This window comes from Streptomyces sp. NBC_01276 (assembly GCF_041435355.1).
GTDB lineage: Bacteria > Actinomycetota > Actinomycetes > Streptomycetales > Streptomycetaceae > Streptomyces.
Map to the genome: position 1 here is coordinate 7367286 of NZ_CP108442.1, position 18994 is coordinate 7386279.

Annotated in this window: 19 protein-coding genes; 14 read left to right on the top strand and 5 right to left on the bottom strand. The window is 74.6% G+C overall.

What is annotated here, in order from left to right; genetic code table 11:
- The first annotated feature begins 1 nt into the window (after position 1).
- On the top strand, positions 2 to 940 hold the full coding sequence (locus OG295_RS33135) for a LysR family transcriptional regulator (RefSeq protein WP_371680312.1): 939 nt from the start codon (positions 2 to 4) through the stop codon (positions 938 to 940).
- 60 nt (positions 941 to 1000) lie between these two features.
- On the opposite strand, the gene OG295_RS33140 is transcribed toward OG295_RS33135, so the two are convergent.
- Complete coding sequence (locus tag OG295_RS33140; RefSeq protein WP_371680313.1) at positions 1001 to 3067, bottom strand: phosphocholine-specific phospholipase C; 2067 nt, start codon at positions 3065 to 3067, stop codon at positions 1001 to 1003.
- Between the two features lie 268 nt (positions 3068 to 3335).
- Between OG295_RS33140 and OG295_RS33145 the strand changes: the two genes are divergently transcribed.
- Positions 3336 to 4661 carry a cytochrome P450 gene (locus tag OG295_RS33145; RefSeq protein WP_371680314.1) on the top strand — a complete coding sequence of 442 codons (1326 nt, stop codon included), beginning with the start codon at positions 3336 to 3338 and terminating at the stop codon, positions 4659 to 4661.
- Positions 4662 to 4865: 204 nt separating this feature from the next.
- On the opposite strand, the gene OG295_RS33150 is transcribed toward OG295_RS33145, so the two are convergent.
- Positions 4866 to 5378, bottom strand: coding sequence for a hypothetical protein (locus OG295_RS33150; RefSeq protein WP_371680315.1), 513 nt, complete (start codon positions 5376 to 5378; stop codon positions 4866 to 4868).
- Positions 5379 to 5620: 242 nt separating this feature from the next.
- Between OG295_RS33150 and OG295_RS33155 the strand changes: the two genes are divergently transcribed.
- The 6 genes from OG295_RS33155 to OG295_RS33180 all read left to right on the top strand — a co-directional run bounded on the left by OG295_RS33155 (position 5621) and on the right by OG295_RS33180 (position 12269).
- Positions 5621 to 6826, top strand: coding sequence for a sensor histidine kinase (locus OG295_RS33155; protein ID WP_371680316.1), 1206 nt, complete (start codon positions 5621 to 5623; stop codon positions 6824 to 6826).
- Positions 6823 to 7488, top strand: a complete 666-nt coding sequence (locus OG295_RS33160) for a response regulator (RefSeq protein WP_371680317.1) — start codon at positions 6823 to 6825, stop codon at positions 7486 to 7488. Before OG295_RS33155 ends, OG295_RS33160 begins: the two co-directional genes overlap by 4 nt.
- 186 nt (positions 7489 to 7674) lie before the next feature.
- Entirely contained in the window at positions 7675 to 7959 is a 285-nt protein-coding gene (locus tag OG295_RS33165) for an SHOCT domain-containing protein (protein ID WP_371681376.1), read from the top strand.
- Complete coding sequence (locus OG295_RS33170) at positions 7956 to 8837, top strand: ABC transporter ATP-binding protein (RefSeq protein ID WP_371680318.1); 882 nt, start codon at positions 7956 to 7958, stop codon at positions 8835 to 8837. The genes OG295_RS33165 and OG295_RS33170 overlap by 4 nt, the downstream gene beginning before the upstream one ends.
- Positions 8834 to 11404, top strand: coding sequence for an ABC transporter permease (locus OG295_RS33175; protein WP_371680319.1), 2571 nt, complete (start codon positions 8834 to 8836; stop codon positions 11402 to 11404). The genes OG295_RS33170 and OG295_RS33175 overlap by 4 nt, the downstream gene beginning before the upstream one ends.
- A 118-nt stretch (positions 11405 to 11522) precedes the next feature.
- Complete coding sequence (locus OG295_RS33180) at positions 11523 to 12269, top strand: SOS response-associated peptidase (RefSeq protein ID WP_371680320.1); 747 nt, start codon at positions 11523 to 11525, stop codon at positions 12267 to 12269.
- Here the strand turns inward: OG295_RS33180 and OG295_RS33185 are convergent.
- Positions 12253 to 12900: a MerR family transcriptional regulator gene (locus tag OG295_RS33185; RefSeq protein WP_371680321.1), complete on the bottom strand. Its 648-nt coding sequence runs from the start codon at positions 12898 to 12900 to the stop codon at positions 12253 to 12255. The genes OG295_RS33180 and OG295_RS33185 overlap by 17 nt on opposite strands.
- A 109-nt stretch (positions 12901 to 13009) precedes the next feature.
- Between OG295_RS33185 and OG295_RS33190 the strand changes: the two genes are divergently transcribed.
- The 3 genes from OG295_RS33190 to OG295_RS33200 all read left to right on the top strand — a co-directional run bounded on the left by OG295_RS33190 (position 13010) and on the right by OG295_RS33200 (position 15022).
- Positions 13010 to 14008 carry a hypothetical protein gene (locus OG295_RS33190; protein ID WP_371680322.1) on the top strand — a complete coding sequence of 333 codons (999 nt, stop codon included), beginning with the start codon at positions 13010 to 13012 and terminating at the stop codon, positions 14006 to 14008.
- A 61-nt stretch (positions 14009 to 14069) separates the two neighbouring features.
- On the top strand, positions 14070 to 14495 hold the full coding sequence (locus OG295_RS33195; RefSeq protein ID WP_371680323.1) for a GNAT family N-acetyltransferase: 426 nt from the start codon (positions 14070 to 14072) through the stop codon (positions 14493 to 14495).
- Positions 14496 to 14611: 116 nt separating this feature from the next.
- Positions 14612 to 15022: a GNAT family N-acetyltransferase gene (locus tag OG295_RS33200; protein ID WP_371680324.1), complete on the top strand. Its 411-nt coding sequence runs from the start codon at positions 14612 to 14614 to the stop codon at positions 15020 to 15022.
- 21 nt (positions 15023 to 15043) lie between these two features.
- On the opposite strand, the gene OG295_RS33205 is transcribed toward OG295_RS33200, so the two are convergent.
- On the bottom strand, positions 15044 to 16165 hold the full coding sequence (locus OG295_RS33205; RefSeq protein ID WP_371680325.1) for a sulfite oxidase: 1122 nt from the start codon (positions 16163 to 16165) through the stop codon (positions 15044 to 15046).
- A 111-nt stretch (positions 16166 to 16276) separates the two neighbouring features.
- Here OG295_RS33205 and OG295_RS33210 point away from each other — a divergent pair, with 111 nt between their 5' ends.
- From OG295_RS33210 to OG295_RS33220, 3 genes are all read left to right on the top strand, one after another.
- Positions 16277 to 17143, top strand: coding sequence for a trans-aconitate 2-methyltransferase (locus tag OG295_RS33210; RefSeq protein ID WP_371680326.1), 867 nt, complete (start codon positions 16277 to 16279; stop codon positions 17141 to 17143).
- 37 nt (positions 17144 to 17180) lie between these two features.
- The gene (locus OG295_RS33215; protein ID WP_371680327.1) at positions 17181 to 17972 is read left to right on the top strand and encodes a class I SAM-dependent methyltransferase; all 792 of its coding nucleotides are present in this window, start codon (positions 17181 to 17183) and stop codon (positions 17970 to 17972) included.
- A 154-nt stretch (positions 17973 to 18126) separates the two neighbouring features.
- Positions 18127 to 18504: a hypothetical protein gene (locus OG295_RS33220; protein WP_371680328.1), complete on the top strand. Its 378-nt coding sequence runs from the start codon at positions 18127 to 18129 to the stop codon at positions 18502 to 18504.
- 28 nt (positions 18505 to 18532) lie between these two features.
- Here the strand turns inward: OG295_RS33220 and OG295_RS33225 are convergent, their stop codons facing one another.
- Entirely contained in the window at positions 18533 to 18916 is a 384-nt protein-coding gene (locus tag OG295_RS33225; protein WP_371681377.1) for a GntR family transcriptional regulator, read from the bottom strand.
- Positions 18917 to 18994 lie beyond the last annotated feature (78 nt).

Below are 18994 nucleotides of genomic sequence, written 5' to 3' on the forward strand. Positions count from 1 at the left end.
CGTGGATCTTGATCTCGCGCAGGTGCGCGCCTTCGTGGGTACCGCACGGGAACTGCACTTCGGCCGGGCCGCCGAGACGCTCTCCGTCTCCCAGCAGGCCCTGTCGAAACGGATCGCCCGCCTGGAGTCCGCCCTCGGCACGCCGTTGTTCGACCGGGGCGGCGGCCAGGGCGTCCGGCTGACCGACGCGGGCCGCCGGTTCCTCGAACCGGCGCGCCGGACCCTGGCCGCCGCCGACCGCGCCGTGGCCGCCGTACGGGACGGGCACCGGCCGCTGAGGGTCGACGTGTGGGGCCACCTGTACGCGCCGATGCGGACGCTCGCCCCGGTGGCGGCGGCCGCCGGGGAGGCGGCCCTGGAACCGGGTCACGGCCGGGACCTGCCGGCGGTGGCCGCCGCGCTGCTGCACGGGGACGTCGACGCCGCGTTCGGGCGCGTCCACCCGCCGCTGCCGGCGGGACTGACGCACCGTCTGGTGCGCCTGGAGCCGGTCGACGCGGTCCTGGGAGCGGACCATCCGCTGGCGGCGGAGCCCGAGCTGCGGCCCGAACAACTGCGGGGCGGAGTGCTGTGGACCCCCGGGGCGCTGGACCGCCTCGACTTCCTGCACCGCTTCGCCCGCCGCTTCGGCGTCACCGAGCACGCCGAGAGCCCGAACCTGGGCCCCGACCACTTCCTGTCCGGGCTCCGGGGCGACCCGCGGCGCTTCACGCTGATGCCGGCGGACGTGCCGCTCCCGCGGACCCCGGGCATCCGGTCCGTGCCGCTGGTACGGCCCACCCCGCTCTACGCCTGGTCGCTGCTGTGGCGCGCCGCGGACCCCCACCCGGGGCTCCCCGCCCTGCTGGCCGGGCTCGCGGAGGAGGCCGGGCGCAGCCGCTGGCTGGAGTACGACCCGGCGCGCGACTGGCTGCCGGAGCCGGAGCCGGAGTCCGCGTAGGGGTACGGGCGCGGGGCGGACCCGAGCGGCCGCCCGCCGGGCGACCGCTCGGGGAGGGCGTCAGGAGGACTGGTCCGTCAGGATCCCGGGGTCCGACAGGCCTGCCGCTCCCGTCTCGACCTTGCCCGCGAAGCGGCGCAGGAAGTCCGGTGCCCCGGACGCGGTGACCGTCACGTCGTACCAGCGCCGCGTGTTCCTCAGCGGGACGGCGTACGTGACCGTCGCGCCCTTGGCGACGGTGAGGCGCTTGGGGCCGCCCCCGTAGGCGTTGGTGACCGTCAGGATCGCCGCCGAGGCCCCGGCGTTGGTGAGGGTGAGGTCCAGGTTCCCGGTGGTGGCGTTGTGGCGGGCGGTGACCTCGGGGCCGGGGGTGGTGCCGGGGTTGCGGAAGCCGCGCAGGAAGCCGTTGGGGCCGTGCACGGTCAGGTCGGTGACACCGGCCGAGTACCGCGTGTTCCAGACGTCCGCGATCGACTTGCCGGCCTCGGCGGTGTAGGTCCAGGGGGCATCGGTGCGGTTGCCGGAGGTGACGTGGAACTGCGCGCCCAGGTCCGGGCCGCCGCCGAAGGTCAGCCGGAACTTCCCCTCCCCGGTCAGCGCGGCGCCGTCCACGTACGGGGCGTACTTCAGCGCCCGCGTGGGGCGCAGGCCCTTCTCCTGGCGCGGTACGGCTCCCTCGGCCGGCGGGGCGGGCCGGAAGTCGGGGTGGCGGTCGCGGTCCTGCGGGTACCAGGCCCCGGTGTCGGGCAGCCGGACGGAGGCGGTGTCCTTGCGGGCGAAGTCGAAGGCGGAGGTGAGGTCTCCGCACACGGCGCGGCGCCACGGCGAGATGTTGGGCTCCCGCACCCCGAAGCGCCGCTCCATGAAGCGGATGACCGACGTGTGGTCGAAGGTCTCGGAGCAGGAGTACCCGCCGGTGCTCCAGGGGGAGACGACGAGCATCGGGACGCGCGGGCCGAGGCCGTACGGTCCGGCGACGTACCCGGGCTTGCCGGGGAAGACGTCCAGGGCGGTGGGCGTGGTGGACAGGCCCTGGGAGGCGTCGGCGGGGGCGTACGGGGGGACGACGTGGTCGAAGAAGCCGTCGTTCTCGTCGTAGGTGATGAAGAGGGCGGTACGGGCCCACACGTCGGGGTTGGAGGTGAGGGCGTCCAGCACCTGCGCGATGTACCAGGCGCCGTAGTTGGAGGGCCAGTTGGAGTGCTCGCTGAAGGCCTCGGGGGAGGCGATCCACGAGACCTTCGGCAGTGTGCCGGCGGCGACGTCGGCACGCAGCCGGTCGAAGTACCCCTCGCCCGCCTTGGAGTCGGTGCCGGTCCGGGCCTTCTCGTACAGGGGCTCGCCGGGCTTGGCGCCCCGGAAGCTGTTGAAGTAGAGGAGGGAGTTGTCGCCGTAGTTGCCGCGGTAGGCGTCGTTGATCCAGCCCCAGGAGCCGGCCGCGTCGAGGCCGTCGCCGATGTCCTGGTAGACCTTCCAGGAGATCCCGGCCGCCTCCAGGCGCTCGGGGTAGGTGGTCCAGCCGTAGCCCGCCTCGGCGTTGTTGAGGACCGGGCCGCCGCCCGTGCCGTCGTTGCCGGTGTGGCCCGACCAGAGGTAGTAGCGGTTGGGGTCGGTGGAGCCGATGAACGAGCAGTGGTACGCGTCGCAGATGGTGAACGCGTCCGCGAGGGCGTAGTGGAAGGGGATGTCCTCGCGCGTCAGGTGGGCCATGGTCGTGGCCGTCTTGGCGGGGACCCAGTTGTCGTACCGGCCCTTGTTGAAGGCGCTCTGGCCGCCCGCCCAGTCGTGGTTGAGGCCCTGGAGGAACTCCATGCCGAGGTCGTCGGACGGCGGCCGGAAGGGCAGTGTCTCCTTCGTGCCGTCGGACTGGTGCCAGACGGACTTGCCGCTGGGCAGGGTCACCGGGCGCGGGTCGCCGAAGCCGCGGACGCCGCGCAGCGCGCCGAAGTAATGGTCGAAGGAACGATTCTCCTGCATGAGGACCACGATGTGCTCGACATCGGCGATGGTGCCGGTGCTCCCCTGCGCGGGGATGGCGGCGGCCCGCGCGATGCTCTCGTCGAGCATGGTCAGGGCGGCGGCGCCGCCCGCGAGCTGCAGGAAACGGCGGCGGTTGAGTTCTGCCATGGCGGTACGACCTCTGTGGTTGAGGGTGGTTGAGCGCCCCCAGCACAGCGCGGCCGGGGTACCGGACAGGGAGCCTGACGTGACGGCAGCGGATACACCAGGCGAACGGCAGCCGGATTCCGACGGAGTTCGGCCAGACGGCGACCCGGAAGGGCACGAACCGGCCCCGTCGGGGGGCGGCCTGTCGCGGGGAGCCCGCGCTCCCCTACAGTGCGTGATGTCCGCACCCGGCACGTGACGACGCACACCCGCCGAACAGGAGCCCACCGTGGCCACCGACGCAGGCCCCGGCCGCCTCCCCGTCCCGTCCCCGGCCGGCCGCCGGGTTCCCGAGCTCGACCCCGCCCTCGTCGCCGAGTGGAGGGCCGGGGGAGGGGAACCGATCGACCTCTTCACCCTGGCGCGCGAACGGCTCGGCGGTATCGCGGCGTTGGACCTCGGCGCCGCTTCCGGGCCGGCGGTCCTCGTCACCGGGCCGCAGGCCGTCCAGCACGTGCTCGCACTCCGCCCGGACCGGTACGTCAAGCGCTCGCACCGGGCCCGGCTGCTGATCGGCGACGGGGTCCTGGCCGCCACCGGCGACGCGTGGCAACGGCAACGGCGGCTGCTGCAGTCCCAGTTCACCGGCCCGGGGATGCGCCGCTACGAACGGCGGATCACCGGGGCCGCCCGGACCGCCGCGGGGCGCTGGGCCGGGTACGCCCGTACCGGCCGGGTCTTCGACGTCGGCGACGAGATGCGCCGCTTCGCCCTGGACACCATCTGGCGGTCCCTGACCGGGCATCCCCTCGACCCGGTCACCGAGCGCGAACTGGGCGCCGTGGCGCACGTGGTGGCCGAGCTGCCCACCCTGCCGGCCGACGGGGGAGCCGCCCGGGGGGCCGTCGCGCCCGAGCTGGCCCGGATCGACGCCGTGGCGAGCCGCGCCATCGAGGCCGCCCGCGACGGCACGGCCGGACCCGACGGCCCGGGCCTGCTGCACGTGCTGCTCGACGCGGCGGGAACGCGCCCCGAGTACACCGACCGGCTGGTCCGTGACGAGCTGGTCACCCTCCTGGTCGCCGGTCACGAGACCACCGCCACCACCCTGACCTGGCTCCACCTCCTGCTGGACCGGAACCCGCGGGCGCGGGAACGGGCCCTGGCCGCGGGCCCCGAAGGCTCGCCCGAGCGGCGGCAGGCGGTCCAGGCCCTCGTCCACGAGACCCTGCGCCTCTACCCGTCCGCCTGGATGCTGCCGCGCAGCGCGGCGCGCGACGACGACCTCTGCGGGTACCGGATCGCGGCCGGCACCGACGTCCTGGTCTGCCCCTACCTCACGCACCGCGACCCGGGGGTGTGGGAGGATCCCGGGCGGTTCGACCCGGCGCGCTTCACCGTCCCCGGCCGGCGCCCCGCCCATCCGGGGAGCTACCTCCCGTTCGGCATGGGGCCGCGGGCCTGCCTGGGCCTGCGGTTCGCCCTCCTGGAGTCGACCGTCCTCCTGGAGCACCTGCTGCCCGCCCGCGCACCGCGCTTCCGCTCCGTCCCGGAGGGGGCCGCGTACAGCATCACGGTGCGTCCCGACGGGCCCACGCCCGCGACGCTGGGCTGACCCCGGGGCGGGGGCCCTTGCGGTGCACGGTTCCGGTCCGGGCGGTGCGGGGTAGCGTTCGGGCGGTGCGGGGTACCGATCCGGGCGTACGGTCCGGTCCGGCCGTACGGTCCCGGTCCTGCCTTAGGGTCCCGGTCCGGGCCCGCTCGCGCCCGCCCCGGCGGCGTACCGGCCCGAGCGGGTGCGGGCGGGCCCGGCCGCCGGTCAGTGGAAGAGCATGGAGGCGCCCCCGGCCGCCGTGGTGACGGAGCCCGGGCACAGGAAGCTGCCCGAGGTCTTGGTGGCGGTGAAGGCCCGGTTGACGTACTTCCTGGTCGTCCCGTCGCGGTCCCACATGATGTTGGTGGCCTTGTACCGGCAGGAGATGAAGCTCTGCTGCCCGGTGATGTCGATCAGGTCGGTCCGGGCGGTCGCGGCGGTGTCGTCGAAGGTGAAGACGGGGTTGTTGTTGAGGGAGGCGGTGATGCTCCCGTCGCAGGCGAGGTTGCCGCCGGGCTTGTTGATGCTGGTGCGGTCGACGGTGAGGGCGGCGGGGGGATTGGCGTCGGCCCGTGCGTTGGTCCAGCCGCAGGTGTTGCCCGCGACGACGATGACACCGTCGACCTTCTGGTCGGCGGTGGGTGACGCGGTGGCGGTCGTGACGCCGGCGACGGTGGCCGCGAGCGCCAGTGCGGCGATGCCGAGCTTCTTCCGGTGGGGCTGCGTGAGGTGCAGCATGTCGCTCCTCCTTGACACGTCCTTGTGGGGGTGTGGTGCGAGGCCGGTGCGGAGTGCGTCACGGAATGTCCCACAGGGGTCTTGAGATGTCATGTGCACATCAGGGATTGGCCGGATCGCGCTGCGCCGCGGGGCGCGTGGGGAGGGGCGCGGCGTACTCGGGCGTACTACCGGGGGAGTACGCCGAAGACGCTACGCCGGGGTGACGCCGGTGACGCGGGCCCACGTCTAGCGTGACGGTCATGGAACAGCAGCGCGAACGCCACGGTCCGCCGTGGCGACGATGGGCGGAAGGAGCCGGGCGGGGCTCGGGCCTGCGCTCCGCGCTGCTCGTCGCCGTCCTGGCACAGGTCGGGTCCGGATGGGCGGCGCAGGCGCAGAGCGGTCGTATGCCGCTCGACGTGTGGGCCAGGATCCTGCTCCTGCTCGGGCCGGCCCTGCTGGTCGTGCGCCACCGCCACCCGGTGGCCGTGGTCTACGGGGTGAGTGCCGTCACCCTGGTCTACCTCGGAGCCGGGTACCCCTACGGCCCCGTCTTCGTCAGCCTGGCCGTGGCCTGTTTCGCCGCCGTCGTCTCCGGTCACCGCAGAGCTGCCTGGGGGGCCGTGGCACTGCTGTGGACCGGCCACCTGCTCATCGGGCACCGGCTCTACCGGTGGCTGCCGCCCGCCGGGGACGGCCCGGCGCCCTGGACGCAGGAGCTGGGCATCACCGCCTGGATCCTCGCCATGCTCGCCGTCTTCGAACTGGTCCGCGTCCGCCGCGAACAATGGTCCCGCGAGCGGCTCGAACGGGCGGCGGCCACCCGCCGCCGGGCCGACGAGGAGCGGCTGCGCATCGCCCGCGAACTCCACGACGTCCTCGCCCACAGCATCTCCGTGATCAACGTCCAGGCGGGGGTCGGCCTGGCCCTGCTCGACACCGACCCCGAGCAGGCGCGCACGGCGCTCACCACGATCAAGGCGGCCAGCAAGGAGGCGCTCGGCGAGGTCCGCCAGGTCCTCGACACCCTCCGCGCCCCCGGCGCCGCGCCGCGCGCGCCCGCCCCGGGCCTGGAACGCCTCCCCGAACTCCTCGAACAGGCCGCGGCCGCCGGCCTGACCGTCACCGCCGCCGCCGAGGGGCGGCCCCGCACCCTGCCGCCCGGCGCGGACCTCGCCGCCTTCCGCATCCTCCAGGAGGCCCTGACCAACGTGGTGCGGCACTCCGGCTCGCGCACCGCCCGCATCCTCCTCACCTGGCGGCCGGACGGCCTCGAACTACGGGTGGACGACGACGGCCCGGCCACCGGGAACCCCGCGGGCGGCAGCGGCAACGGCCTCGCAGGAATGCGTGAGCGGGCCGCCGCCCTGGGTGGCACCATCGAGGCCGGTCCCCGCCCGGACGGCGGCTTCCGGGTGATCGCGAGACTCCCGCCCACGGCCGCCCCGCTCCAGGAGGAACCGTGATCAGCGTCCTGCTCGCAGACGACCAGCTGCTCGTCCGGGCGGGGTTCCGGGCCCTGCTCGACGCCCAGAGCGACATCGAGGTCGTGGGCGAGGCGTCGGACGGCGCGGAAGCGGTGCGGCTGGTCCGGGCCCTGCGCCCCGACGTGGTCCTCATGGACATCCGGATGCCGGGCGTCGACGGACTCGCCGCGACCCGCTCGATCACCGGGGACGGGACCCTGTCCGCCGTGCGGGTGGTCATGCTGACCACCTTCGAACTCGACGAGTACGTCTTCGAAGCCATCCGCTCCGGCGCTTCCGGTTTCCTCGTCAAGGACACCGAACCGGAGGAACTGCTGCGCGCGGTCAGGGCGGTGACGGACGGCGACGCCCTGCTGTCCCCCGGCGTCACGCGCCGTCTGATCGCGGAGTTCGCGGCCCGCTCCAGACAGCCCGCCTCCGCGGCGGGCCTGGAGCGGCTCACCGGGCGGGAGCGCGAGGTGATGGCCCTGGTCGGCATGGGGCTGTCCAACGAGGAGATCGCCCGTCGGCTGGTCGTCAGCCCGCTCACCGCGAAGACGCACGTCAGCCGGACCATGGTCAAGCTCGGCGCCCGGGACCGCGCCCAACTCGTCGTCCTGGCCTACGAGTCCGGGCTGGTCCGGCCCGGCTGGCTCGGCTGAGCTCCACTGCCCGGTTTACGGCCCACGGCCCGGCCCACCCCGTCGGCGCCGGGCGCCGGGGGTACTCCCCGGGAAGTACCCCCGGTGCAGCCGGCCGTACGACGACCCGGACCCCCTCCCGGAGCGAGGCTCGGAAGCAAGACGAGACCCCCGCTTCCGAGGAGCCGAACCGACATGGACACCACCCTGACCACCCTCGCCCACGACGGGCCCGCCCCCTGGCTGCTGCTCTTCCCCCTGGTGTGGGCGGCGGTCGTGATCACCGTCGTCACCGTGCTGCGCCGTACCGTGTGGCGCGGTGGCCGACGCGGACCGTGGCAGAACCGGGCCGCCGCGTACGGCGAGCACTCCCCGATCGCGGTCCTGGGACGGCGCTTCGCCTCCGGAGAGATCGACGAGGACGAGTACTGGCGCCGGCTGTCCGTCCTCGACGAGCAGTTCGGCCGCTCCCTCCGGGACGGCGCGGCATGAGCCCCGCCACCACCGCCACCGCACCGGGCGGCGGCGAACGCGCCGCCGCACGCGTCGTCGACGCGGTCAAGGTCTACGGCCGCGGCGACACCGAGGTGCGGGCCCTCGACGGGGTCAGCACCACGTTTCCGGCCGGCCGCTTCACCGCCATCATGGGACCGTCCGGTTCCGGCAAGTCCACCCTCATGCACTGCGCCGCCGGACTCGACACCCTGACCTCCGGCTCCGTCCACATCGGAGGCACCGAACTCGGCGCCCTCGACGACCGCGGGCTCACGCTGCTGCGCCGTGAGCGCATCGGCTTCGTCTTCCAGGCCTTCAACCTGGTTCCCACCCTCACCGCCGCCGAGAACATCACCCTCCCCCTGGACCTCGCCGGCACCCGGCCCGACGCCGCCCGGCTGGACGTCCTGATCGACGTCGTCGGGCTCCGCGACCGCCTGCACCACCGGCCCGCCGAGCTCTCCGGGGGCCAGCAGCAGCGCGTCGCCGTGGCCCGCGCCCTCGCCGGCGACCCCGAGGTGGTGTTCGCCGACGAACCGACCGGGAACCTCGACTCCCGCGCGGGCCAGGAGGTGCTCGGCCTCCTCGGCAGGGCGGTGCGCGAGATGGGCCGTACGGTCGTCATGGTCACCCACGACCCGGTCGCCGCCGCCCACGCCGACGAGGTCCTGTTCCTCGCCGACGGCCGCCTCGTCGACCGGATGTCGGCCCCGACCGCCGACCGCGTCCTGGACCGCCTCAAAGCCTTCGACACCTCCGACACCTCCGACACCTCCGACACCCTCGGCGCCTCCGACACGTCGGAGACCTTCGGCGCCACTGGCACCCGCAGCGGCACGGGCGCGGTCGCCCGCCCCGGAAGGCGGACGTCATGAGCGCGGCCCGCACCACCCTGCGACTGGCCACCGCCTCGCTGCGCGCCCGCAGACGCCGCTTCGCCGGAACCTTCACGGCCGTCCTCCTCGGCGTCGCCTTCCTCGCCGGAACCCTCGTCATGGGCGACACCCTCCGCGCGAGCTTCGACAGCATGTTCGCGGGCGCGGCGAGCGGCACCGACGCGGTCGTGCGCGGCTCGCGCGTCGTCACCGTCCCCGGCCAGGCCCAGGGCAGCCGCCAGACGGTCGCCGCCGACCTCGCGGACCGGCTCCGCGCCGTCCCCGGCGTGGCCGCCGTCGAGCCCGACATCCAGGGCGCCGGGCAGCTCGTCGGCAAGGACGGCCGCCCGGTCGGCGGTCAGGGCCCGCCCACCCTCGCCGGGAACTGGATCGCGGACCCCCGCCTCAACCCGTACCGCCTGGCCGAGGGCCGCGCACCGCAGCGCACCGGCGAGGTCGTCGTCAACCGGGGAGCCGCCGTACAGGGCGGCCTCGCCGTCGGCGACACGACCGTGCTGCGCACCCCCGACCCGGTCCGCGTCACCGTCGTCGGCCTGGCCACCTTCGGCGGCGCCGACGGCATGGGGCAGGTCACGTACACCGCGATGACCCGCGCGGACGCCGAGAAGTACCTCACCGCCGGCCCCGGCCGGGCGGCCTCCCTCCTGGTCCGGGCCGCCCCCGGCACCACCCAGCGCCGACTGGTGGAGGCCCTCGGCCCGGTGCTGCCGCAGGGCGTCGAGGCCATCACCGGGCAGGAGGCGGTCGAGGAGAACACCGAGATGATCTCGGGCCGGTTCCTCGGCCTGTTCACCACCCTGCTGCTGGTCTTCTCCGGGATCGCCCTGCTCGTCGCCACCTTCGGCATCCACAACACCTTCGCGATCGTCGTCGCCCAGCGCACCCGCGAGAACGCCCTGCTCCGCGCCCTCGGCGCCGCCCGCCGCCAGATCCTCGCCGGCACCCTGGCCGAGGCCGCGGTGGTCGGGGTCCTCGCCTCGGTGGGCGGCCTGCTCGGCGGCCTCGGCGTCGCGGCCGGCCTCCGGGCGCTCTTCCCGGCCCTCGGATTCCCCTTCCCCGAAGGGGACCTGGTCGTCAGCACCACCTCACTGCTGCTCCCGCTCGGCGTCGGCGTCGCCGTCTGCCTCGGCTCCGCGCTGGCACCCGCCGTACGGGCGGGCCGCACGGCACCCCTCGCGGCCCTGCGCGAGAGCACGGTGGACCGCTCCGGGGCCTCGCGGGCCCGCACGCTCGCGGGCGCCGTCCTCGGCGCCGCCGCCCTCGCGGCGATCCTGGCCGGGGTCCCGGCCGCGCCGTCGCCGTGGCTGTCGGGGACGGGGGCGGTCCTGGCGACCGCCTCGTTCGTCGTCCTCGGACCGGTGACGTCCTCGTACGCCGTACGGATCCTCGCGGATCCCCTGCGCCGGCTGCGCGGGGTCCCGGGAGCCCTCGCGGGACGCAACGCCGCGCGCGACCCCCGACGGACGGCGGCCACCGCGACCGCGCTGATGATCGGAGTCGCCGTCGTCAGCCTCTTCACCGTCTTCGGGGCCTCCCTCAAGGCCACCATGGACCGGACGGTGTCCCGCTCCTTCGCGGGTGACGTCGCCATCAGCACCCCCGCGTTCGGGGCGGGCGGCAGCGGCCTCAGCCCCGCGCTGGCGCCCGCCGTGGCGGCCCTGCCCGAGGTGCGGAGCGCCGTGGGCCTGGGCAGGGGAGTCGCGGAGGTCGACGGCTCCGGCCGCGCCCTGACGGTCACCGACCCGGCCGCCCTCGCCGTCGGCCTCGACCTCGGCACGGTGGAGGGACGCCTCGACTCCCTCGGCACGGACGGCATCGCGGTCAGCGCGAAGGAAGCCGGCCGGCACGGCTGGCGGCCGGGCAGCGGCCTCGAACTCGCCTTCACCGACGGGCAGAAGCTCCCGTTCACGGTCCGTGCCGTCTACGACCGCCCCGACCTCGCCGGCGACTACCTGATCACCCGTGCGGCCTGGGCCCCGCACCGCGCCCAGGACTCCGACACCCTGGTCGCCGTCACCTTCCGGGACGGGGTGTCCGCGGCGGACGGCGCGGCCGCGGTGGAGCGTACGGCCGCCCGGTACGGCGGCCCGGAGGTCCAGACCCGGGCGGAGTACGCCGCCTCCTCGGCGGGCGGCATCGACATGATGCTCACCCTCGTCTACGCCCTCCTCGCCCTCGCCGTGCTCATCGCCCTGCTCGGCATCGCCAACACCCTCACCCTCGCGGTGCACGAACGCACCCGCGAACTGGGACTCCTGCGCGCCGTCGGCCAGACCCGGGCCCAGCTACGGGCGATGGTCCGCTGGGAGTCGGTGCTGGTGGCCGCCTTCGGCACGGCGGGCGGCCTGCTCCTCGGCGTCCTCCTCGGCTGGGTCCTGGTGACGGCCTCGGCGGGCGCGGGGGACGACGCCCTCGCCTTCACCGCGCCTCCGGCGCAGCTCGCGGTGGTCGCTCTGGCGGGACCGGCGGCCGGCGTCCTCGCAGGACTGCGCCCGGCCCGTCGGGCGGCCCGCCTGGACGTCCTGCCCGCCGTCGCCGCCGCATAGCCCCACCCACCGGGGGACGCGGGCCCGGTCGCCCGGGAGCGGCCGGAGTCGAGATTGCGAAGGGAGTGAGGCTCCGCGCCGCCCCGTCCGGCGGCGGTCCGAGTGGCAGGCTGGAGGCATGTGCGGCCGATACGTCTCCACCCGCAGCCCCGAGGACCTGACCGGCCTGTTCGGGGCCGCCGCGCCGGGCCCCGACGCGGTGGTCCCGCCCAGCTGGAACGTCGCCCCGACCGATCCCGTGTGGGCGGTACTGGAGCGCGCCGACCGCGAGACCGGGCTCCTGGAACGCCGGCTGCGGCCGCTGCGCTGGGGGCTGGTGCCGTCCTGGTCCAAGGACCCGGGCGGCGCGGCGCGGATGATCAACGCCCGTGTCGAGACGGTCGCCGAGAAGCCGGCCTACCGCCGCGCCTACGCCACACGCCGCTGCCTGCTGCCCGCCGACGGCTTCTACGAGTGGCAGGCCGTCCCGGCGACCGCCACCGCCAAGGCGTACAAGCAGCCCTACTTCATCAGCCCGCAGGACGGCACCGTGATGGCGATGGCCGGCCTGTACGAGTTCTGGCGCGACCCCGCCGTCACGGACGGGGACGACCCGGCCGCCTGGTGGGCGACCTGCACCGTGATCACCACCGAGGCCACCGACGCCGCCGGCCGGGTCCACCCCCGGATGCCGCTGGCCCTCGCCCCCGCCGACTACGACGCCTGGCTGGACCCCGGGCACCGGGACCCGCACGCCCTGCGCACCCTCCTCGCCACCCCCGCCGAAGGCCGCCTGGAGGTCCGCGCGGTCGGCACCGCGGTCAACAGCGTCCGCAACAACGGCCCCGGGCTCCTGGACGATCCGGTGGTCACCCGGACCCGCTGACCCCGGACGCCTCCTGGGCGCGGGCGGAGGCGTCCGTCTGCGCCAGCCTGCGCAGCGCCGCGAACATCCTGTCCCCCAGGACCGTGGCCACGGCCACCGATTCGACGAGGTCCTCACGGGAGGTCTTGCCGGACAGGGACGCGAGATCCGCGCCCGCCACCTGCGCCGCCGCCTCGGCGTAGGTGTCGAGCACTCCGGCGAAGCCGGCGTGCCCGGCCCGCGCCAGGGCCGCCAGGGCCGCGGCGAGGGCCTCGCCGGCCGGGCAGTCCGGGGACGCCCGCCAGCCGCGCGCCTCGATGAGCCGGGCCACCCGCTCGCGTGCGAGGACGGTCTCGGCGTCCGCCTCCCCTCCGTGCTCCGGCACCAGCCGGTCCGTCACCGCCCCGAGGAGTTTGTGGACGGGCCGCTCCGTGTCGTCGACGGCCGCCAGTACCTCGCGGATGGCGGCCAGGGAGAGCCCGCCGACCTCCAGGAGGCCGCGGACCAGCCGCAGCCTGCGCTCGTGGGCGTCCCCGTAGCTCGCCTGGTTGGGACTGCTGAGCTCACCGGCCGGGAGCAGCCCCTCCCGTACGTAGTACTTGATCGTCGGTACCGGTACCCCGGTCCGTGCGCTCAGCTCGCCGATGCGCATCCTCGCGCCGTCCCTCCGTCGTGAACCCTTGCCGCCGTCCCCCGAATCATAGATAGTGGCGCTACCGGATAGCGGTAAGTGCCGCTATCCATTCTCTTCTGGGGTTTCCATGACGTTCTCCTCCTTAAGGACCTGGCACCGCCCGCTGGTGCTCTTCGCGGGCCTGATGGCCGTCTGGGCGGTCGGCTCGACCGTGGGGCTGCTCGTCGACGGCCGGGTCCTGTTGGGCGCCCCCATCTGGGCCAAGCCCCTCAAGTTCGCGCTCTCCTTCGTCGCCTACGCCCTGAGCCTGGCCTGGATGATCTCCCTGCTGGAGCAGGCCCGGCCCCGGCTGCGGCGGCCGGCCCGCTGGGCGGGCACGGTGGTGGCGGCGGCCAGCGCCGTGGAGATGGTGCTGATCACCTGGCAGGTGGTGCGCGGCCGCCAGAGCCACTTCAACCGGGCCACGCCCTTCGATGCCCGCCTGTACGACACGATGGCCGGGACCGTCGTGGTGCTGTGGACGGCGACCCTGGTGATCGCGGTTCTGCTGTTCCGGGCACCCCTCGCCGACCGCGCCGTCGCCTGGGCGATCCGGATCGCCGCGCTCCTCGCCCTGGCCGGGGCCGCGGTGGGCTTCCTGATGACCCCGGCCACTCCCGGACAGCTGGCCGCCGCCCGGGACGGGGCGCCCCCCGTGACCGGTGCGCACGCGGTGGGCGTACCCGACGGCGGGCCGGGAATGCCGCTCACGGGATGGTCGACCACCGGTGGCGACCTGCGCGTCCCGCACTTCTTCGGGATGCACGCCCTCCAGCTGCTGCCGCTGTTCGTCCTGCTCCTGACGGCGCTCGCCGCCCGGTACGCACGGCTGCGCGACGAACGCGTACGGCTGCGGCTGACGCTGGTGGCCGGCGCCACCTGCGCGGCGGTGCTGGCGCTGCTCGTCCGGCAGGCGCAGAGGGGCGTACCGCCGGCCTCCCCGGACGGGCCCACGCTGCTCGCCGGGGCGCTGATCGCGGTGGCCGCCGCCCTCGGCGCGACACTCGCCCTCCGGCTGCGCGGGCCCGCCACGAAGGCGCGTCCGGCGCCGGCGGAGACGGCCCAGCCTGTTGTCAGTGCTCCGTGAGACGCTCGCCACGACCGACAACTCCCATCCGCACCTTCACGGACACATGCGAGGCGAAGACATGACCACGGGGAACGAGAACGCCGCCTACGAGATCCTGCCGGGCGTTCCGGACGTCGCGACCTACCGGATGCTGCGCGGTGCGACCGGGCTCGGCGCCAAGAGCGTCGAGGGTTCGGCGATCGGGCTGCCGAACTCCTGGTACTGCGTCACCGTCGCCCACCACGGCGACACCGTCGGCATGGGGCGGATCGTCGGCGACGGCGGCTGCTTCCTCCAGGTCGTCGACATCTGTGTCCTCCCGGAGCACCAGGGGCAGGGCCTCGGCAAGCTGATCATGGCCGAGCTCACCGCCGAACTGGAGCGGCGCGCGCCCAAGGGGACGTACGTGTCCCTCATGGCCGACGGCGACGCCCGGCACCTCTACGCGAAGTTCGGCTTCGTGGATCCGGCGCCGGCGTCGGTGGGCATGGCCCGTCTGCTCTGAGGCAGGGGCGTCAGGGGCGGCCGGGGGGGCGATGCCGGGCGCGGCCGGCAGCTCGTACGATCATGATCGAAAGCCCGCGCCCGCGCGGGCGCCGTGCACCGAGGAGAGTCAGCCGCATGTGGTCCTGTGAACGCGTCGTCGGATCCGCCCTCGACGTCGATGAGGTCATCGGCCTCTACCGGGCGTCGACGCTCGCCGAGCGCCGCCCGGTCGACGACGTGGAACGCTTCGCGCGGATGCTGGCCGGCGCCAACCTGGTCGTCACGGCCCGCACCGACGAGGGACGTCTCATCGGCATTGCCCGGTCGGTCACCGACGGCGCGTACGCGACCTACCTCAGCGATCTCGCCGTCGACGCCGCCCACCAGTCCAAGGGCGTCGGGCGCGAGTTGATCCGGGTCACCGGCGAAGCCGCCCCGCAGGCCACGATCATCCTGCTCGCCGCCCCGGCGGCCGTCGACTACTACCCCCGGGTCGGGTTCACCGCGCACCACTCCGCCTGGACCCTCGACGGCCCCGAGGAGTGAGGCCGGCGCCCGCCGCGGCGCTCACCCGCGGCACAGGACGGGCACCCGCTGGACGGCGTTGTTGCCGAAGCCCCCGCGGTTCCACACCTGTCCGAGCGGCTGGGTGCGGCCCGCGGCGTCCGTCGCCCGCGCCATCAGGACGTACCGGCCCGGCACGGCCCTCCACACGCCGTGCCAGGCCTGCCACGCCCCGCGGGCCCGGCCGTCCCGCACACCCGGCTCCACCGCGGCGTCCGCCCACGTCCGGCCCCCGTCACAGCTCAGCTCGACGCGGGTGACCGGCCCGTGCCCCGACCAGGCGCGCCCCTCCAGGGGTACGGGGCCCGCGCGCACGACGCGCAGGCGGGACATGAAGTCGGGGAACCCCGGCGGAACCATCAGGGCGCGCGGCGCGATCACCGTCACCGGCTCCCCGGGGTCCTCGGGGTCGCGCCGGTAGCGGTAGGCCACCGCCTGCTGGAAGCCCTCGAAGGGCACGTCGGACAGCGTGATCTCCCGCAGCCACTTCACGTGCGCCATCCCGTACCAGCCCGGCACCACCAGCCGCAGCGGAAACCCGTGCTGCGGCGGCAGCGGCTCGCCGTTCATCGCGTAGGCGAGCAGCACCTCAGGGTCCGTGCCGGCCGCGACGGTCACCGGCAGGCTGCGCGCGTAGTCCTGTTCGACCCCGCGCTCCACGCCGTGGTCGGCCCCCGTGAACACCGCCTCGACGGCCTCCGGCCCCACCCCGGCCTCGGCGAGCACCGTCCGCAGCGGCACCCCGGTCCAGTCGGCCGTGCCCACCCCCTCGACCAGCCAGGGCTGGCTGACGGGCCGGGGCAGCAGCCGTGCCCGGCCGTTGCCCGCGCACTCCATCGTCACCCGGTGCGTCACCGCCGGCAGCGCGCGCAGGGCCGCCAGGTCCAGCGCCAGCGGCCGGCGGACCCGGCCGCCGACCGTCAGCCGCCAGGCGCCGGGGTCCGCGGCCGGGATGTCGTAGTGCACCAGTACGTAGTGCAGGCCGGCCGGCGTGACCTCGTAGCGCAGGGCCTCCAGGGGCAGCCCGTGGTTGCGGGCGGCGAGCGCCAGCTCCTCGGCCCCGATGTCCTCGTCCTCGGCCGCCAGCCGCCCCGGGACGCTGATCCCGCTCAGGGCCGTGTCCATACCCCCATGGTCGCGCGCACCATCCGACCCGGCACCCTGGGACCAGGGTGACGCCTTGCCGATCGGCAGAGTTGAGCGGGCACCGGGATGGGGACGGAAACGGGGATGGGGATGGCGAAGGAGACCGGGGCGGGGCCGGACAGGGAGGGACGGGTCGACAGGGCGCGTGCCCAGGTGTTCGGGGAGGTCGCCGAACTCTACGACGCCTCCCGCCCGGGGTACGCGGACGCGCTGGTGGCCCGGGTGCTGGAGTACGCGGAGCCGGGGGAGCGCCCGGCGCTGGAGGTCGGCGCGGGCACGGGCAAGGCCACGGTGCCGTTCGCCGAGGCGGGCACCGCGCTGGTCTGCGTGGAACCCGATCCGCGCATGGCCGAGGTGCTGCGCCGCAACACCGCCCGCTTCCCCCGGGTACGGGTCGAGGCCGGCGGGTTCGAGGAATGGCGGCGCGACGGGCGCCGCTTCGGGCTCCTGTACGCCGCCACCTCCTGGCACTGGCTCGATCCGGCGCGACGCCTGGACCTGGCCCGCGAGGCGCTCGACCCGGGTGGCGCGCTGGCCCTGTTCTGGAACCCGCAGGGGGTGCGCGACCCGCGGCTGCACACGGCGCTGGCCGAGGTCGACGCCCGCCACGGGATGACGGGGGCGCCGCACGGCGAACTCGCCTCTTCCTACGGTCGGGCACCGGGCGACTGGGCCGGGACGCCGGGCTGGCCGGCGGCCGAGTGCCGGGCCCACGGAGGGTTCACGGACCTGTGCGAGGTCCGTTTCCGCGAGGACCGTTACTACGACACGGACCGCTACCTGGGCTACCTGGCCTCCCTCTCCCGCTACCGGGTCCTGTCCCCGGACCACCGTGAGCGGGTCCTGGCCGACACCGCCGGGGTGCTGGACGCGCACGGCGGGGGCATCGCCATGGAGCACTTCAGCGACCTGCTGCTCGCCCGGACGGCGCCGCCGGTAGGGGACACCGTGTCGTAGCCCGGCGGCGCGGCCCCGATGGGCCGATAGTGGGGCTGTGAACGACAGGTCGAGCAAGAGGGGACAGGCGGGCGGGACCGGGGACCCCGCGTGGTCCGGACGGGCGGGTGCGGAGGCCTTCGCGGCGGTGGAGGCGGCCACGGACTGGCTGCTCGGCTATCCGTTCGTCTTCCGGGCCCTCGCCCGCAGGATCCGCGGCGGTGACGTCCTCGTGGACTACGGATGCGGCCCGGGCACGGTCGCCGACCGCGCGGCCCGGGTGCTGGGAGCCCGGGTGGTGGGAGTGGACACCTCGCCCGAGATGCTGGCGCTGGCCCGGGCCGCGGACACCGCCGTGGTGGAGTTCCACCTGGTCGAGGACGGGCGGGCGACCGGCCTGGCGGACGGCTGCGCGGACGCGGTGATGTGCAACCACGTGATCGCGTCGCTGCCCGACGAAGAGGCCGTCCTCGGCGTCTTCACCGAGATCCGCCGCCTGCTGCGCCCCGGCGCCCCCTGCGTCCTGCTGGCCACCGATCCCGCCTGCACCGGCCGGGAGTACGCCTCCCTGAGGATCGGCGAGCCGGGCGAGGTGTACGGACCGGGCGACGAGCTGACCGTACGGCTGCGGCGCACGGACGGGACCTGGCAGGAGGTGCGCAATCACGCCTGGCCCCCCGGGATCTATCCGGAACTGCTGGAGGGCGCGGGCTTCCGCGAGGTCGTCCAGCAGCACCCCACGGTGGAGGAGGCGCAGTCCCTCGCCGACCCGGACCTCCTGCGCGCCCGCCACTGGACGGCGGAGCGCGAGCGGCCGCCCCTGGTGGTCACCACCGCGCTGGCGGTCTGACCAGCGGAAACCAGCCGGTACCGAACACCCATTTGTCGGCTGATGGTTCGACTTCTGCGGTGTTCCATCGAAAGTCGGACGATCGGCCGGATCGTGTGGGAGTCTGCTGCGCACGCGAGGCGAGAGCGCGCGCATCCGTCACCGGGGAGGTCTCATGCGTGGATCACTGCTGCGTAAATCCCGTGCAGTGCTGGTGGGTTCGGCCATGGCGCTGGGGGTGGTCGGGCTGACGGCCGCTCCGGCCAGTGCCTGGTCGGGCGGGAACGTCTGGGTCAACTTCGGCGACTGGAACTGCCCGGGGGGAGGGTCCGTGATCGGCGTCTACTGGGCGGTGGACGCCTATTCCAGCGGTCCGGCCGGCGGTGACTGGGGCGACAACGTCATCTACCCGCGCGTGCGGGTGGGTTCGGGGTCCTACAACACCCTGAGCTACCAGACGGTGTGCAAGAAGTGGGGCTGGTACCAGTTTCGCGGCGTGGTCGGCTCGCGGACCCTGACCCCGTACAAGTCGGGCCTGAGCTACACCTACTGACCCGGCACCGCCGGAGGCCTCTGCCCGGTCAGCTCGTGGGGATGTGCGCCGGCCGGGGCGTGATCCCCGGGTAGGCCTCCCCGAGCACGGTGTCGAACAGCGTCGTGACGTCGTCCGCCGTCATCCCCTGCTCCCGCGCCTCCCGCATCCACTCCCCGAGCCGGCCCCGCAACGGGGACTCCGGTGCGGTCTGCGGGGTGGCCAGCGAGCGGGTGATGAAGGTGCCCGACCCCTGCCGCACCTCGACCAGCTCCAGCCGTTCCAGTTCGCGGTAGGCCTTGAGGGTGGTGTTCGGGTTCACCTTGGTGGTGGCGGCGACCTGTGCCGCCGTGGGCAGCTTGTCCCCCTCGGTCAGGGCGCCCATGCGGAGCGCCTGCTCCACCTGGTGGACGATCTGGAGGTAGGCGGGCATGCCGCTGCGGCGTTCGATGCGAAACACGACCACGGTGCCCGCCTCCTTGATCCTTCGTGGGTTCTTCCAGCCTAGGGC